Annotated in this window: 6 protein-coding genes; 2 read left to right on the top strand and 4 right to left on the bottom strand. The window is 68.3% G+C overall.

The window, feature by feature from the left end; genetic code table 11:
• The 3 genes from AB8717_RS05860 to AB8717_RS05850 form a co-directional block, all read right to left on the bottom strand.
• On the bottom strand, nt 1-11,388 hold the full coding sequence (locus AB8717_RS05860; RefSeq protein WP_443750099.1) for a YDG domain-containing protein: 11,388 nt from the start codon (nt 11,386-11,388) through the stop codon (nt 1-3).
• Nucleotides 11,389-11,618: 230 nt separating this feature from the next.
• The gene (locus AB8717_RS05855; protein ID WP_443750098.1) at nt 11,619-12,560 is read right to left on the bottom strand and encodes a hypothetical protein; all 942 of its coding nucleotides are present in this window, start codon (nt 12,558-12,560) and stop codon (nt 11,619-11,621) included.
• 14 nt (nt 12,561-12,574) lie between these two features.
• The gene (locus AB8717_RS05850) at nt 12,575-13,003 is read right to left on the bottom strand and encodes an EamA family transporter (RefSeq protein ID WP_443750858.1); all 429 of its coding nucleotides are present in this window, start codon (nt 13,001-13,003) and stop codon (nt 12,575-12,577) included.
• A gap of 292 nt (nt 13,004-13,295) precedes the next feature.
• On the opposite strand from AB8717_RS05850, the gene AB8717_RS05845 reads away from it, so the two are divergent.
• Entirely contained in the window at nt 13,296-14,921 is a 1,626-nt protein-coding gene (locus AB8717_RS05845) for a winged helix-turn-helix domain-containing protein (RefSeq protein WP_443750097.1), read from the top strand.
• Nucleotides 14,922-14,927: 6 nt separating this feature from the next.
• Here the strand turns inward: AB8717_RS05845 and AB8717_RS05840 are convergent, their stop codons facing one another.
• Complete coding sequence (locus tag AB8717_RS05840) at nt 14,928-15,794, bottom strand: GDSL-type esterase/lipase family protein (RefSeq protein ID WP_443750096.1); 867 nt, start codon at nt 15,792-15,794, stop codon at nt 14,928-14,930.
• A gap of 179 nt (nt 15,795-15,973) precedes the next feature.
• Here AB8717_RS05840 and AB8717_RS05835 point away from each other — a divergent pair, with 179 nt between their 5' ends.
• Nucleotides 15,974-16,840, top strand: a complete 867-nt coding sequence (locus tag AB8717_RS05835) for an aldose 1-epimerase family protein (RefSeq protein WP_443750095.1) — start codon at nt 15,974-15,976, stop codon at nt 16,838-16,840.
• The last annotated feature ends 71 nt before the right edge of the window (nt 16,841-16,911 follow it).

The following is a 16,911-nucleotide window of genomic DNA, read 5'->3' as shown; positions in this document are numbered from 1 at the left end:
CTATTGGCCCAGGAAGCTGATGTAGCTGGAGAAGGTGTTATTGCCCGGATAGGGCTTGTTGAGGCAGGCGCCGTCCTGGCCGCGGCAGTCCGGGACCGTCGGAGTGGCGCCGCCGGCGGGGCCCGCACCACCGGCCGGAGCGCCGGACGCGCCGCCAGAACTGCCGCCAGAGCTGCCCCCGGTACCGCCGGTACCGCCCGCACCGCCGTCCTGGCCGGACGGCTGGAAGACGCCGGCCGGGGAGGTGCCGCCGTTTTGCACGGGATTGACCGTCACCTGGTTCTGGCGGGCCGACGCCGTGATGGTGAAGGTCGCGCCGGTGAAGGTGACGGCGTAGTTGGACGATGCCGAAAGCGAGCCCTGGCCGATGGCGTAGGTGCCGGGCAGTTCGCCGCTGACGCGGGCCAGGCTGCCGGTCAGGCCGTCATTGCCTTGCAGGCTGCCGCTGGTGATGCCGTAGGTCAGGGCGGGATCGGCCGTGCCGTCGAACTTGCCGGCATTGTCGGCCGTGACGGTGATGGCGCGCGCATCGATGGCGCCGGGTGCGGTTTGCGTCGTGACGGCATAGTTGCCGCCGCTGTTGCCGTCATTGACCGTATAGCCGTTGACGGAAAGCGTGCGCGCACCGGCGTTCCGGCTGTCGAAGGCCTGGGCGGCGGTGACGGTGTCGCTGCCCTTGAGGCCGCTGATGCCGACCACGCCGGATGAGGCGGCTGTCGCGTCGTACGTCTTGGTGTCGGTCACCGCCGAAAGCGTCAGGGCCGCCTTGGCGATCGTGCCGGCAGCCGTCTGCGTCGTGACGGCATAGTTGCCGCCGCCATTGCCGTCATTGACCGTGTAGGCGGTAACGCCGAGCGTCCGCGTACCGGCATTCCGGCTGTCGAAGGCCTGCGTCGCGCCGGTAACCGTGTCCGTGCCCTTGAGGCCCGACACGCCGACCGTGCCGGATGAGGTGGCGGTGGCGTCGTAGGTCTTGCTGTCGGTTGCCGCCGACAGCGTCAGGGCTGCCTTGGCGATCGTGCCCGAAGCGGTCTGCGTCGTCACGGTGTAGTTGCCGCCGCCATTGCCGTCATTGACCGCATAGCCGCTGTTGACCGACAGGGTGCGCGCACCCGCATTCCGGCTGTCGAATGCCTGCGTCGCACCGGTGACGGTGTCCGAACCCTTGAGGCCCGACACATCGACCGTGCCTGTCGAAGCCATCGTCGCGTCGTAGGTCCTGGTGTCGCTCACTGCCGCCAGCGTCAGGGCCGCCTTGGCGATGGCGCCCGTGGCGGTCTGAGTGGTGACGGCATAGTTGCCGCCGCCATTGCCGTCGTTGACCGTATAACCGGTAACGCTCAGCGTGCGCGTGCCCGCATTCCGGCTGTCATAGGCCTCGGTGGCGCCGGTGACCGTATCGGTCCCCTTGAGGCCCGAAACCGCGACCGTTCCGCCCGCGCTGGCGGTGGCGTCATAGGTCTTGTTGTAGGTTACGGCGGCCAGGGTCAGGGTGGCCTGGCTGATGGTGCCGGCCGCCGATTGCGTGGTGACGGTGTAGTTGCCGCCATTGTTGCCGTCGTTGACCGTATAGCCGCTGACGCCCAGCGTGCTGCCGCCCGTGCCCAGCACGGTCTTGCTGGCGAAGGCCTGGGTCGCGCCGGTGACGGTGTCCGACCCCTTCAGCCCCGAGACGCCGACCGTGCCGGCCGAGGCCGTGGTCGCGTCGTAGGTCTTGCTGTCGCTCGCCGCCGACAGCGTCAGCGCCGCCTTGTCGATCGCGCCCGAAGCCGTCTGCATGGTGACGGTATAGTTCGCGCCGCCATTGCCGTCATTGACCGTATAGCCGCCGTTGACCGACAGGGTGCGCGTGCCCGCGTTCCGGCTGTCGAAGGCCTGCGCGGTCCCCGTGACCGTGTCCGCGCCTTGCAGGCCCGAAACGCCGACCGTACCCGACGACGCGGTGGTGGCGTCGTAGGTCTTCGTGTCGCTGACCGCCGAAAGCGTCAGGGCCGCCCTGGCGATCGCGCCCGAAGCCGTCTGCGTGGTGACGGTATAGTTCGCACCGCCGTTGCCGTCATTGACCGCATAGCCGCTGTCGACCGCCAGGGTGCGCGTTCCCGCATTCCGGCTGTCGAAGGCCTGCGTCGCGCCGGTGACGGTGTCGGAGCCCAGCAGGCCGGAGACCGCGACCGTACCCGACGACGCCGTGGTCGCGTCGTAGGTCTTCGTGTCGGTGACCGCCGTAAGCGTCAGGGCCGCCCTGGCGATCGAACCCGCCGCCGTCACCGTGGTGACGGCGTAGTTGCCGCCGCCATTGCCGTCATCGACCGTGTAGCCGGTGACCGACAGGGTGCGGGCGCCGGCATTCTTGCTGTCGAAGGCCTGTGCCGCCCCCGTGACCGTATCCGAACCGAGCAGGCCCGATACGCCGACCGTGCCCGACGACGCGGCCGTCGCGTCGTAGGTCTTCGTGTCGCTGACCGCCGAAAGCGTCAGGGCCGCACGGGTGATGGTGCCCGAGGCCGATTGCGTGGCGACCGTGTAGTTGCCGCCGCCATTGCCGTCGTTGACCGTGTAGCCGGCATCGACGAGCAGCGTGCTGCCGCCCGTGCCCATGACGTTCTTGCTGGCATAGGACTGGGTCGCGCCCGTGACCGTGTCGGAGCCTTGCAGGCCCGAGACGCCGACCACGCCCGAAGAGGCCGTCGTCGTGTCGTAGGTCTTGGTGCCGGTGACCGCCGAAAGCGTCAGCGCCGCCCTGTCGATGACACCGACATTGGCCGTGGCCGTCGAAGACGCCAGGGTATAGTTGTTGGGGTTGCTGCCCAGCGTGACATCAGCCGTGACCGACTTGCCCGAGCCGGCATTCCCGTCGCCGTAGGCCGCGCCGGTGATCACCAGGTTGACGCTGTCGTTGACGTCCAGGAGGCTGCCCGGACCGGCGGTCAGATGCGTGGTGTCGGCGGCGGTGCCGGCGTCGTAGGTCTTTTCGGCCGTGCCGGTCAGGACCGGCGTCACCGACGCCGCATAGGCATAGACGAAGTGGTTGCCGGCCGGTACGGCGCTGGCGAAGGCGCCCGTGCCGAAGTCGTAGGCGTCGTTATAGTAGTTGGTCGCCGTCAGCCCGTCGAAGCTGTTGGCGGGCATCGTGCCCGTCGGATCGGTGGCGCTCTGGGTGTAGACGATGAAGCCGCCGCCGGCATTGAGGGCCGACGCGCCCGCCGTGTTGACGAAGGCGCCGTTGGCGAAGAACCGGATCGCGCCGGTGGTATTGACCTGGCCGCCGACGGAGACAAGCCCGCCGGTCGCCGTGGCGCTCAGCGAAGTCAGGGCGCTCGTGCCGCCGACCGCACCGCCGAAGCCGACACTGGCGCCCGACAGGGTCAGGGCGTGGGCCCCGTCGACCGTGCCGGCGAAGCCGACGCCGGTGGCCGTGCCCGTGAGGCTGACATCGGCGCCCAGCGTGACCGGCGAATAGAAGAGCACGGCGTCGCTGGCGGTGATGTCGTGGTCAAGCGTGACCGCGCCGCCGGCATCGGCCACGAACAACGCGCCGTCGATGTTCAGCGCCTGGTCGAAGGTGAAGGGATTTTCGAGCCCGAGCAGCGTGGTGGCCGTGCCGAGGTTCGACTGGATGCCGCTCCAGGTCGCGCCGCCGAAGACCGTGCCCAGCTGCGTTTGCAGGCCGCTCCAGCTTGCCGCGCCGGACGTAATGCCGATTACGCCCGAATGGATGTCGACGCCGATGACGTTGCAGCCGCAGATCGTGCGGCTGTCGCTGAAGGTCACGCCGCCGACGCTGCCGGCGCCGTCGGCCGTCACGGTGGCGCCCAGCGGCGATGTCGTGGTCACCGTGCCCGGAAGTTCAACGACGTAATAATAGCCGTTGGCCCCGGAATTGGTCGTGGCGAAGGCGTTGCCGCCCGAATAGAGGGTGACATTGGCGCCCGCCAGCGGCCTGTTGGAAGCGTCGCCGGCCGTACCGCTGATCGCCTGTATGCCGTTGGGGAAGACGGTCTTCAGATACGGATAAAGGTTCGTCCCCGTGCCCCATACGGTCGCGTCGAAGCCCGTGGGCAGGCTGCCGGACTGCAGGTCCGCCGTGGTCAGCGCCGTGCCGTTGCTGTCGCTCTGACCCGTGGTCTCGCTGTTGTAATAGGCGTTGGTGAAGGTGTTGGTATAGCCGTTGTCGAGCGCGATCAGCCCGCCGCTCCGATGGGCGGAGTGGACATAGCCCGTGACGTAGACATTGCGGATCGTAAGGCCCGCGGCATAGCCGACCAGCCCGCCGGCCGCGCTGTCTTGACCGCCCGTGACGCTGCCCGTGGCATAGGCCGTGTCGATCGTGCCGCCGCCGGTCATCGCCCCGACAAGACCGCCGGCCACGCCCATGTCTCCGGTTGTGACGGACCCGGTCGCGAAGACGGTGTCGAGCACCCCCGCATACTGGTTCGCGATTAGCCCGCCCGCCGTGCCCAACGGACCGGTGCGGACCGCCCCGGTGGCGTAGGCGTTGCTGATCGTCCCGGAGCTGTTCCCGGCCAGGCCGCCCGATGAGGAGACCGAGGTCACCGCCGCGTCGGCATGGGCGTCGTCGATCACACCGGAAATATTGGCGCCGACCAGGCCTCCGACTGTGTCGTTGCCGCTGACCGAACCCGTGGCGTAGACGTGGCGGAGCTCGGCGACATTGCTGAACCCGAGCAGGCCGCCGACGCCGGAATGGCCGGTGACATCGACATGGGTCGCGCCGATGTCGCGCAGCGTGCCGCCGGAAGCGAGCCCGCCGAATACCCCGACCTCGTCAATGGACGGTGCGGCGATGGTGACGTTGCCGATCGTGTGGCCGAGGCCGGTCAGCGTGCCGTCGAGCGTGCCGACCAGCGACCCGCCGTACGTGCCCGCCGACGACGCATCGAGCGAATTGGCCAGGGCGTAGTGTCCGGACACGGAGTCGATCGCCTGAAGGTCGCCCAGGCTGTAGAGCAGCGTATAGGGATTGCCGTTGATGACCAGGCTGCCACCGGAGCCCGTAAAGTCGAGCCGGCCGGTGAAGCCGGTCTGCGTCAGGCCGAAGCCGTAGTCGCCCGAACCGCCGTCCGCATAGGCGAGCGTCACGGCCGTGTTGCCCGCCGCCGTGACGGTGGCGTCGATGGCCAGATTGTCGTGTGCGTCGAGCGTCAGGAGGCTGCCGGCCGTCAGGTCGTGGCTTACTGTCAGATCGCCGCCGCTTTTGATCGTGACCGCGCCTGTGCCGGTCAGGCCGTCGTCCAGGGTAAAATCGCCCGTGGCCGTCAGGGTGTAGTCGGGATTGCCGATATTGGCCAGGACGGCGGTCCAGGCGGCGCTGCCGAAGGTCGCGGCCAGCGCGGTTTGCAGGCTGCTGTCGGTCGTGGCGCCGGTGGTGATGTTGATCTGGCCCGCCGTGATGTCGAAGCCGGAGACAGCGCCGCCCGACAGGCTGTGCGTGTCGGAATAGCTGACGCCGGACGCATTGGCGTCGCCGTCCAGGGTCAGCGCGCCGCCCAGGCCGCTTGACGCGCCGATCGTGCCCGTGGGCAGGGCGACATAGTAATAGCCGTTGGCGCCGGCGCTGGCCGTGGCGAGCGTATTTCCGCCCGTATAAAGCCGGACGGCCCCGCCCGACGCCGCCGTGCCGGACGTGTCGGCATAGGCCGTGCCGCTGACCGCCTGCACACCGTTGGGGAAGAGGACCTTGAGGTACGGATAGAGGCCCGCGCCGGTGCCCCAGTCGGCCGGGTTGAAGCCGGACGGCAGGCTGCCCTGAAGTTGCGCCGTGGTCACGGGCGTGCCGCCGCCGAAGCCGTTGGCGGTGCAGCATTGTCCGGTGGTGTCGGGGATGTAGTAGGTGTTGACGAGGGTGGGCGTGTACGACAGCGATATGCCGACCAGGCCGCCCGTATATTGCCCGCGGACATAGCCCGTGGCGAAGGCGTCCTCGAAATAGACACCCCCGAACGACGTCCCCAGCAGACCGCCGACATAGGCGCCGCCAGTCACCGAACCGGTGGCGTAGACATTGTAGTAAGCCCCGCCGAGACTATACCCGATCAGCCCCCCGACACTGTTGTTGCCCCGGGTCGAACCGGTGGCATAGACGTCGACGATCGTGGCGTTGTCGTTATATCCGATCAAGCCGCCGCTATCGTCGCCGCTGCTGCCGGTGTTGCCGGTCGCGTAGGCATTCTGGACGCCAGTGTACTGATTGAAGCCGATAAGGCCGCCCACGCGGGTGCTGCCGCCGACCGTGCCGCCGGCGTGAACATTGGTGACCGTGCTGCCCCAGGCAAATCCCACCAGCCCGCCGACATCGTTGCCGCCGCTGACGGACGCGGTGGAATAGACGTTGCGCAGCGTACTGTAGTAGTTTTGCCCGACCAGCCCGCCGACAGTGTTGCCGCCGGAAATCGATCCGCCCCTCACGCCGATATCGCGCAGCACGCCGTAATTGAAGCCGGCCAGGCCGACATTGTCGCTGGTAGAATTTATGGTCAGGTTGTCGACCGTATGGCCAAGGCCGGTCAGCGTGCCCTGGACCGAGCCGATCACGGAGTCGGTATAGGTGGCGCCGGACGCATCGAGCGTCCTGGCCAGGGCGAAATTGCCGGAGTTGGCGCTGGCGCCCGCCAGGTCGCTCAGGCTGTAGAGCAGCGTATAGGCCGCGCCGTTGATCGTCAGGCTGCCGCCGGTGCCGGTAAAGTCGAGCCGGCCGTGGAAACCGTCCTGTTGCAGGCCGAAGCCGTAGTCGCCCGAACCGCCGTCGGCATAGATCAGGGTCACGGCGTTGCCGCCTGCCGCCGTGACGGTGGCGTCGATGGCAAGGTTGTCCTGCGCGTCGAGCGTCAGGGCGTTGCTGCCCGCCAGGGTAAGCGGGTGGCTGACGGTCAGGTCGCCACCGCTCTTGACCGTCACGGCGCCAAGGGCCGGCAGGTCGTCGTCCACGGTGAAGGCACCCGTGGCCGTCAGGGTGTAGTCCGGATTGCCGATGGTCGAAAGCAGGCCCGCCCAGTTGGCGCCGCCGAAGGCCGTGGCGATCCCGGCTTCCACGTCGCTATAGGCCGACGCGCCGGTCGTCACGGCGACACGGCCGGCCTGGATGTCGAAGCCCGCGGCATTGCCGCCCGACAGGGTGCGGCTGTCGGTATAGACCGCGCCCGAAGCCTGCGCGTCGCCTTTGAGCGTCACCGTGCCGCCCAGCCCCGTCGCGGCGCCGACCGTGCCGGCATTGGTGGCGACGTAGTAATAGCCGTTGGCGCCGACGCCGGACGTGCCCAGTTGCCCGCCATCGGCGTAGACGGTGACGCTGCCCCCCACCGCATCGGCGGCCGAAGCGTCCGTGGCCGTGCCGCTGATCGCCTGCGCGCCGTTGGGGAAAAAGACCTTCAGGTAAGGATAGAGGCCCGATCCCGCCGACCAGGCGCCCGCGCCGAAGCCCGACGGCAGGCTGCCCGATTGCAGCTGCGCCGTCGTCAGGCCGGTGGCGTAACTGTCGGAACGGCCCGACGTGTCGCTATTGTAATAGACATCGCCGTAGGCGCCGCCCATGTCGTAGGCGACGAAGGCGCCGTTGGACGAGTACTGGGTGCCGGCATTGACGAAGCCCGTGGCGTAGGCGGTGCGGATCGTGCCCCCATAGTTCCAGCCGACCAGGCCGCCGGCATAATAGCTGCCGGTGACGGACCCGGTGGCGTAGGCGTCGTCGACCGTGGTGTCGACCACCGACCCCGCCAGCCCGCCTACCGTCGAATACCCGCTGACCGAACCCGTGGCGAAGGTGTTGCGCATGGGACCGTAGTCGAGGCCGACCAGGCCGCCGACATAGGTGCCGTTATTGCCTTTGACATTGCCGGTGGCGAAGGCGTTGGTGAGCGCGCCCTGGCTGTACCCGGCCAGCCCGCCCAGGAAACCCGAGTCGCTGCTCACATCGGCGGTGGCGTAGACATTGGTGAGGTCGGCCGTGCTGCTGGCGACCAGGCCGCCCGTCATGCCCCAGTGGCCGGAAATCGATCCCCCCTTCACGCCGATATCGCGCAGGGCGCCGGCCGCATGGTTGAACAGGCCCGCGAGGTCGTAGCCGCTGGTGACGACGCTCAGATTGTCGACCGTGTGGCCAAGGCCGGTCAGCGTGCCGTCGAGGCTGTCGACCGGGGCCGTCGTATAGGTCGTGCCCGACGCGTCGAGCGTCCGGGCCAGGGCGTAGGTGCCGGTGACGCCGCTGATGCCCGACAGGTCGCTCAGGGAATAGAGCAGCGTGTAGGCCGTACCGTTGATCGTCAGCGTGTTGCCCGTCGTGCCGGAGAAGTCGAGCGAACCGTGGAAGCCATCCGATTGCAGGCCGAAGCCGTAGTCGCCCGAACCGCCATGGGCATAGGTCAGCGTCACCGCATTGCCGCCCGACGCGGTCACCGCGGCTTCGATGTCGAGGGTGTCGTGCGCGTCGAGCGTCAGCGCCTTGCCCGAACCGGCCGTAACGGCCGCGGCGATCGTCAGGTCGCCGCCCGAGGTCACCGAGACCGCCCCGCCGTTCAGCGCCGCGTCCACCGTGAAGGCCCCCGTCGCCGTCAGGCTGTAGTCGGCCGGGCCGACATTGGACAGAATGCCCGCCCACGCACCGCCGAAGGTGGCGTCGAGCGCCGTCAGGCTCGATGCGCCGGTCGTTACCGCGACCTTGCCCGACTGCACGTCGAGCCCCGTGACATTGCCGCCCGACAGGCTGCGGCTTTCGTCGTAAACGACGCCGCTTGCGTTCGAAGCGCCGTTCACGGTCAGCGCGGCGCCCAGCCCGCCGGTCGTGCCGACCGTGCCCGCGGAGGTCGCGATGTAATAATAGCCGTTGGCGCCGACGCCGGAATTGCCCAACTGCCCGCCATTGGCGTAGGCGGCGGCCGTGCCCCCCGCCGCATTGGAGCCGGCGGCATCGGTGGCCGTGCCGGTGACCGCCTGCACGCCGTTGGGGAAGAAGGTCTTGAGATAAGGGTAGAGGCCCGGCCCCGTCGCCCAGGTGCCCGAACCGAAGCCGGTCGGCAGGCTGCCCGATTGCAGTTGCGCCGTGGTCAGGGCGCCCGCGCCGGTCAGCCCCGTGGTGTCCCGGTCGAAATAGCTGGTGGTGACCGAGCCGCTGTCCGAACCGGTCAGGCCGCCGGACGTAGGGGCGCTGGCATAGCCCGTGGCGTAGGCGTTGATGATCGTGCCGCCGACATTGCTTCCCACCAGCCCGCCCGCGGTGCTTGCCGACCAGGCGGACCCGGTGGCGTAGGCGTCGCTGATCGTACTGGACACATTCGTTCCGACCAGTCCGCCGACGGTCCCGTTGCCATCGACATGGCCGGTCGCGAAAACGGTGCCGATCGTACTGAAATTGAGGTAGCCGGCCAGGCCGCCGACGTAGAAACTGCCGGTGACGGCGCCGGTGGCAAAGGCGTTGGTGACGGTGCCGGACGAAGCGTATCCGATCAGTCCGCCGACCCGGCTGCCGCTCCCGGTCACGGCAAGGCTGGCATAGGCATTGTCTATGCTGCCGCTGTATTCGACCCCGACCAGTCCGCCGACCTGGCTGCCGCCCCGGACCGATCCGCCGGCCACGCCGATGTCGCGCAGATTGCCCTGGAGCTGGCCGACAAGCCCGATAGTGTCGCCCGCCGCATCGATGGTCAGGGCGTCCACCCTGTGACCGAGGCCGGTCAGCGTGCCGTACAGCACGCCGACCACGGCATCCGTATAGGTCGTCCCCGATGCGTCCAGAGACTTCGCCAGGGCGTATTGGCCGGAACCGCCGCTGATCCCCTGAAGGTCGCTCATGGAATAGAGCAGCGTGTAGGGCTGGCTGTTGATGATCAGGCTGCCGCCCGAGCCCGTATAGTCGATCGCGCCATGGAAACCGTCCGCCTGCAGGCCGAAGCCGTAGTCGCCCCCCGTGCCGCCGTCATTGGTCGTCAGCACCACGCCGCCGGCTCCGCTGACGGTCAGCGGCGCGTTGATGGCGATCGCGTGATAAGCGTCGAGCGTCAGGGTGTTGGCGCTGGACCAGCTGATGCCCGAATTGATGACGATGTCGCCGTCACCTGACGACTGCGTGCCGGGACCGCTGGTGCCAGACGCCGTCGTCTGAAGGGTGACGTTGCTGGTGGCCAGGTTGGTTGAGATCGTCGCCGCCGCCGCACTGTCGACCGTCAGGTCGAACGGGTCGATCAGCCAGTTGCCCGTCTTGCCGCCCGTGGCCGAGGTGTCGATGCGCGCCCCGGTGAAGCCGACCGCCGCCCCCGAGGTTTCGACCGTGCCGCCATTGCCCGTGGCGAAGCCGCCCCTGGCAAACGCCGTGCCCGCGAAGCCGAGGCTGCCCGAGGCCTTGCCGGCGATGACGCTGAGCGTGCCGCCGGCGCCGTTGGCCGAGGTGGCGGACGCATCGAGCGTGGCGTCGGCCGCGACATCTATCGTCTGGCCGGTGACCGAGATCGCGCCGCCATTGCCGGCGGCGTCTGCGGCCGCAAGCGTGCTGCCGGAGACCTGGACCTTGCCGCCCTCGCCTGCCGTCAGCCAGATCTTGCCGCCCTTGCCCTTGACGCCGGTGGCGCTGATGACGCCCTGGGTATTGCCGGCCAGGGCATAGATATTGCCGCCCTGGGCGCGCAGCTCCGCCGCCGCCGCCGTGACGGCGCCGGTATTGGTGACGGACGTGTCCGAACCGCCCGTGACGACCAGGAACCGGCCGTCATCGACCTGCGTATCGCGCAGGATGATGGTGCGCCCGGCCAAAAGCCCGGCCGTGCCGTTGGCCGCGCCGATCGTGCCGTCGTTCCTGACATCGACGGCCATCAGCGAGACGTCGCCGCCCAGCGCGCCGATCTTGCCGAGATTGACCACCGAGGCCAGCGAGTCGCCCGCGAACGTCTGGTCCCCGCCGTTCAGGAAGTTTTCATTGCTGATATCCAGCGCCGAGGCGACGAAGCTGCCGCCGACATTGATCACGCCGGTCTTGCCGACGATGACGCCGTTCGGGTTGATCAGATAGACCGAGCCCGTGGCGTTCAGCAGCCCGTCGATGCTGGACCGGTTGCCGCCGGTGACGCGGTTCAGCGTCGCGCCCGTGCCGTTGTTGAAATTGACGATGCCGTCCTTGCCGATCGAAAAGTCGGTCCAGGTCAGGATCGCCTTGTCCGACGACTGGGTGATCGTCGTGGTGTTGCCCTGCGTGCCGATGGCCGCCTGGCCGGCCACCACCTGCCCGCCCGACGGCAGGGCCGCCGAAACGGCCTGCGCCTGGGCCATGCCGCCCGGCACGATCGACAGCAGCGACAGGCCGAACAGGGGCCAGCGCAAGGCTTTCAGCCTGCCCGCGCCCGCATGTGTTCCGTTACGACGCGCACGCGTCTGATCCTGCCGCACCATTGGCTGCCTCATTCCCTGTTGAAAAACGCAAACACACGACACAAACGCGCGCGGCCCCATGGAATTATTCAAATAATTCGGGCCGCCGGAGCACAGATGCTTAATTAATACTTAACGACGGAAGAAAATTACTTAATGAAAAGTCACGATATCCAATATCACCCTGTGCTCCGGCGATTTGTTTCATTACCAACATCGTGCCGGACGAAACAGGGCCAATGCGCAAAGTGTCAAAAATGGTCACTGCCCGCTTCTCCGGCCCCCGCCGGTTCAAGGTTGCGGAAAGCCCGCGCCACCACCGCCAGCTTGGCGGCCTGGGCCCGGGCATAGGCCTGGCGGAAGGCGCGCGACAGCCAGATGGCCGAGCGCCCGGGACGGCCGCTCCAGCCCAGGCTGCCCTGCGCCTCGGCCGCCGCGACCATGCGGCCGGCATGGGTGCGCGACAGGGACAATGACTCGCTGAGCGCCGAGATCGACGCCACATTGGTCGGCGTGCGCTCGGCCAGCGGGTCGGCACCGGCGTCGATGCCCGCGATCAGCCGGTCCATCAGATTGCCGCCCTCGTCGACCCAGGCGAACTGGGCATAGGGCGGCGCGGGATTGGCGATGGCGTTCGAGGCCAGGAAGCCGTCGGCGATGGCGGGCGCCATGGCGCGCAGTCCCGCCTCGCTGGCCGCGCCGAAGGCCAGGGTGCGCCCGGCATTGTCGAGCAGGTCGAGCGCGCCGAGATGCAGCAGGTACCAGCCCGTCAGCAGGTACAGGGCCTTGGACGTCGGCCCGATGCGCAGGTTGCGCGACGTGGGCGTGCCTTCGACCGGCTGGACGATGCCGTAGTAGAGGGCTTCGAGGATAAAGGCGCGGATGGTGTTGCGGCTGGCCAGGCCGTGGGCGACCCCGGCATTGATCAGGTCGAGACGGCTGACGCTGGGGATGACCGAGGGCGGGCATTCGAAGCACTTGCCGATGGCGACATGGCACAGCAGCCAGCGCTGCTGCGCCCCGAACAGGGACGAGATGCGGGGCTCCATGTCCTTCAGCACCGAAAAGCCCTGCGCCAGGTGGCGGGCGGCCTGGTCGAAGGCCGGGTGCGCCAGAAGACAGGCGATATCGTCCTCTTCCGTCGCGGCGGGCGTGAAGGCCCGCGCCGCGGCGGGGCGAACCGTATCGGGCATGTGCGCCGCGCCGCTCATTTCAGGGTCGCCAGGGCGACGCCGCCCGCGATCAGCACGATGCCCAGCCAGTTGGGCGGGCTCAGCTTCTCGCCCAGCACGGTGACCGAGATGATGGCGACCAGCACGACGGAAAACTTGTCGACCGAGGCGACGCGCGCCGCATCGCCGAATTTCAGCGCCCGGAAATAGCAGATCCACGCCCCGACATCGGCGAGCGCCATCAGGCCGAAGCACACCCAGCTGCGCAAGGGGATGGCCGAAAGCGTCCGCCATTGCAGCACGGCGATGGCGATCAGCGCCACGCTGACCACCATCAGAACCGTCCCCATTACCCCCATGAGGCTGGTGTTGACCCCGCCCACGCCCATCTTGGCGAAAACCACGGTCGAGGCCGTCAGGACCGTCGACAGCACGGCCCAGAACAGCCACATGTTGGACATCATCTTCACCACGCCGCCCTGCCGCCCGATTGAAGGGCGGCAACCCGATACCTGATCATCGCCAACGCCCCGATTCCATGATTTTGTTTTGGTTTTTGAACAGGTTGTCAGAATACCGGACGGGGCATCGGCGTGTCCTGAAAGCGGGCCGCCGTTTTCTGAAGTTTTCCTGATATTTTCGGTTTCGTTTGTGTACGCGGCGACATTTCTGATATCAGAACCGCGAAAACGCCCGGCGGACAGGGGCGATTCAAGCGACATTTTCAGGGACATTTTCGGGGGCGATTCGGGGACGATGCGGCGCTTTGCGGGGTTCGAGCTGGATGAGGCGCGCGCCGAGCTGCGCACGCCGGCCGGTGAGGTTTTGCGGCTGCGGCCCAAGACCCTGGCCATGCTCGGCCTGTTCGCCGCCAACCCGGGACGCGTCATCACCAAGGCCGAGCTGATGGACGCGGTATGGCCGAACGTCCATGTCGGTGACGACAGCCTGTTCCAGTGCATCCGCGAAATCCGCACCGCGCTGGGCGACGAGCGGCGCGAGCTGATCCGCGTGGTGTCGGGCAAGGGCTATCTGTTCGCGGCGGAGGTGCTGGAGGACGGCGCGGCGCCCGTGGCGGCGGCCGAAAAGCCGCCCGTGACGCCCCCTTCCCCGCCCGTCGCGCCGTGGTGGCGCCGTCCGGTGGGCATGACCGTCCTGGTGTTGGCGGCCATCGGCCTTGCCGGCGCCGCTGCCGCCGCCCTGCACGGCCTGGGCGAGCCGGAAAAGCCGACCGTCGCGGTCCTGCCGCTCAATCCCGCCGACACCGATCCGGCGACCGTGGCCGCCGCGAAAGCCGCCACGGCGCGCCTGACCGACGGGCTGGCCGAGATCGCCAATATCCGCGTCGTCGCGGCCCCCGCTTCGCATCCCCCAAAGGCCGACTATGTGGTCAGCGCCGACCTGTTCAAGGGCAGCGGCGGCTGGGACATACAGGCCCGGCTGACGCGCAGGGCGACGCACGAAGTGGTGTGGAGCGCCCCGGTCGAGGCCGAGGCCGGCGGCGACCCTGCGGCGGTGCAGACCCGCATGGCCGCCGCCATCGGCTTCCCGCTGGCCGAAAAGCTGAACGCCCTGCTCAATAGCGACGCCGTCGCCCCGGCCAGCGATACGCGCGCGGTCATCGAACAGGCGACGGCCGCCATCACCCAGACGTCGCGCGACCGCTTCGCCATGGCCGAGGGCATGCTGAAGACGGCGCTGGGCAACGACCACGACAATGTCGACCTGGCCGTCAGCCTGGCCGGGCTGCAGCTGCGCGGCGTGCAGATGAACTGGTACGCCCCGGCCGAGCGCGACACGGCGGTGGCCAATGCGCGCGGGGTGCTGGAACACGCCCTGCGCGTCCGCCCGGCCAGCGCGCCGGCCCTGTCGGCCTATTGCCGCCTGCTGGAATCGACCAACGACTTCGCCGGCGGCCTGGTGGCCTGCGCGAAGGCGCTCAGCTACAATCCGTGGGACGGCGCGTCGCGCACCCATATCGGCATGGACCAGCTGCAACTGGGGCGGTTCGACGACGCGGTGGCGTCGTTCAAACAGGCCGACGCCGATGGCACGCCTGAAGTGTCGCGCTGGGTGTGGAAGCTGGACCTGGGCATGACCTATATCCTGATGGGCCGCGACGCCGAGGCCTTGCCGTGGATCGACGCCTCGATCGCCATCACGCCGGGCACGGGCCGCAGCTACATCATGCAGGCCTGCGCCCTTGAGGGGCTGGGCCGCACGGCGGAAGCCCATGCCGCCATCGCCAAGGCGCTGGCGCTGCGCCCCGGCACGACGGTCGCCAATATGGGCCTGCCGGTGAAGAACGAAAGCCCGGCCTTCCTGACCGCCGCCAAACGCATCTACCGCCTGGCCGGCGAAGCGGGACTGCCGGAGCGGTAAGTCCGCTCACTTTGCTGCTTCGATCTCCGCCGCCTTGTCCGAGTACAGGCCCGCCAGCGGGTCCCTGGGCAATCCCTTCAGCCCGGCCACCACGCAGCGCGCATTCAGCTGCGCGCCGGCGTCCGTCGTATGCGTGCCCTTGTCGGCGAAGAAGGTCTCGACGGTCGCGGGATCGAGCTTTTTGTACGCCGCCGTGACGATCAGGGTCAGGTCGAAAAAGGGCGCGTTGTGCGCCCTGGCCACCGCCGCGTCCCATTCGGCGATGTTGGCGAAATCGCGGTCCGTCTGCCAGCGCTGCTTGTGCGGGATGGGCGAGGCCAGGACGACCGTCGCGCCCCTGGCCTGGCCCGTGACGACGAAATCCGCCATGTACCAGCCGAAGGTATGGACCTTTTCGACCGAGCCGTCGGGCATGGTGTCGTCGACCGTTTCGTCGCCGATACCCTTGCCGTCGCCGCGATGCTTGCCCGCCGGATCGCCGATGGCGGCGCCGTCATTATGCCCGAACTGGATGATGACGATGTCGCCCGGCTTGAGCGCGTCAACGACCTTCTGCCAGCGCCCTTCGGTGAAATAGGTGCGCGCGCTGCGCCCGGCGATGGCGACGTCGACGACATTGACCTTGCGCGGGTCGAAATAGGGCTGGATACGCTCGGCCCAGCCGACCTTGCCGTCGGTCGACGCCCCCGGCCGCAGGGTCGAATCCCCGACAAGATAAAGCGTCGGCAGCTTCGGATCGGCGGGATGCTCGACCGGCAGGGTCGAGGCGTCGATGACCGGCCGCGCATCGTCCTGGGCCCAGGCAGACGCGGCCATGACGGCCGGAAGGGCCGCCAGAAGACCGGAAAGAAGGAGAAGGGAGCTGCGTTTCATGGTCCACCCGCGACATTGTTTCCCGCAGCCTAGGGCATTTCCCAGCCGAAAGCGATCATTATTGCGCATATCGATCATTTTCGAGCTTTCGCCCGGACAGGGATGACCGCAAAAAGCCAGCGGACTTTTTATGCCGGGCATGCCAAGGGATAGGCTCGCCACCGCCCGAAGGAGCCTCCATGACCGTCACCCGTATCACCAATGGCCATCTGAGCGCCGAGGTCTCGGCCCTGGGCGCCGAACTGCAGGCCATCACGACGCGCGACGGGCGGGCGTGGCTGTGGGACGGCGACGAGGCGTGGTGGACCGGGCGCGCCCCCATCCTGTTCCCCATCGTCGGCAAGGCGCCCGACGACTGGGTGAGCATCGAGGGCAGGACCTATGCGATGAACCAGCACGGCTTTGCCCGCAAAAGCGCGTTCACGCTGGACGTGGCGGGCGACGCCCTGTGCCGCTATGAGCTTGTGGCGTCGGACGTGACGCGGGCGGTATATCCGTTCGACTTCCGCCTCAGCCTGACCTATGCGCTGTCGGGCCGGGCGTTGAAGGTGACAGCGGCGGTCGAGAACCGCGACACCCGCCCCATGCCGTTCGGATTCGGCTTTCATCCGGCCTTCCTGTGGCCGCTGCCGGGCGCGGAGGGCAAGCCGCACACGATGACGCTGGATAACGGTGCCGAGCCGGCCATGCTGCGCATCCGGGACGGTCTGATCGAGCCCACGCCCCTGCCCTCGCCGTTCAAGGCCGGGCGGCTGACGCTCGACGCATCACAGTTCCAGGCCGACGCCATGATCTTCCCCGAAGGGGCGGGCGCAGGCCTGACCTATGCGGCGGAAGGCGGGCCGGAACTGCATTTCGCGTTCGACAACCTGCCGAACCTGGCCCTGTGGCAGAAGCCCGGCGCACCCTATATCTGCATCGAGCCGTGGCACGGCATGGCGGCGCGGCATGGCGATGGCGATGCTCTTGAGGCCCGCCCGTCCACCACCCTTCTGCCGCCGGGCGAAACCGCGACGTTCGGGTTCACGGTGACCTTTCCGGAATAGGCCGGAATAGGCCGGAAATAGGCCGGAATAGGAATGCCCCCCGGCAAATCGGATAAGGCAGGTCCCGATCA

This window comes from Asticcacaulis solisilvae (assembly GCF_052327315.1).
GTDB classification, from domain to species: domain Bacteria; phylum Pseudomonadota; class Alphaproteobacteria; order Caulobacterales; family Caulobacteraceae; genus Asticcacaulis; species Asticcacaulis solisilvae_B.
This window is presented reverse-complemented; position numbering and strand designations above follow the sequence as displayed.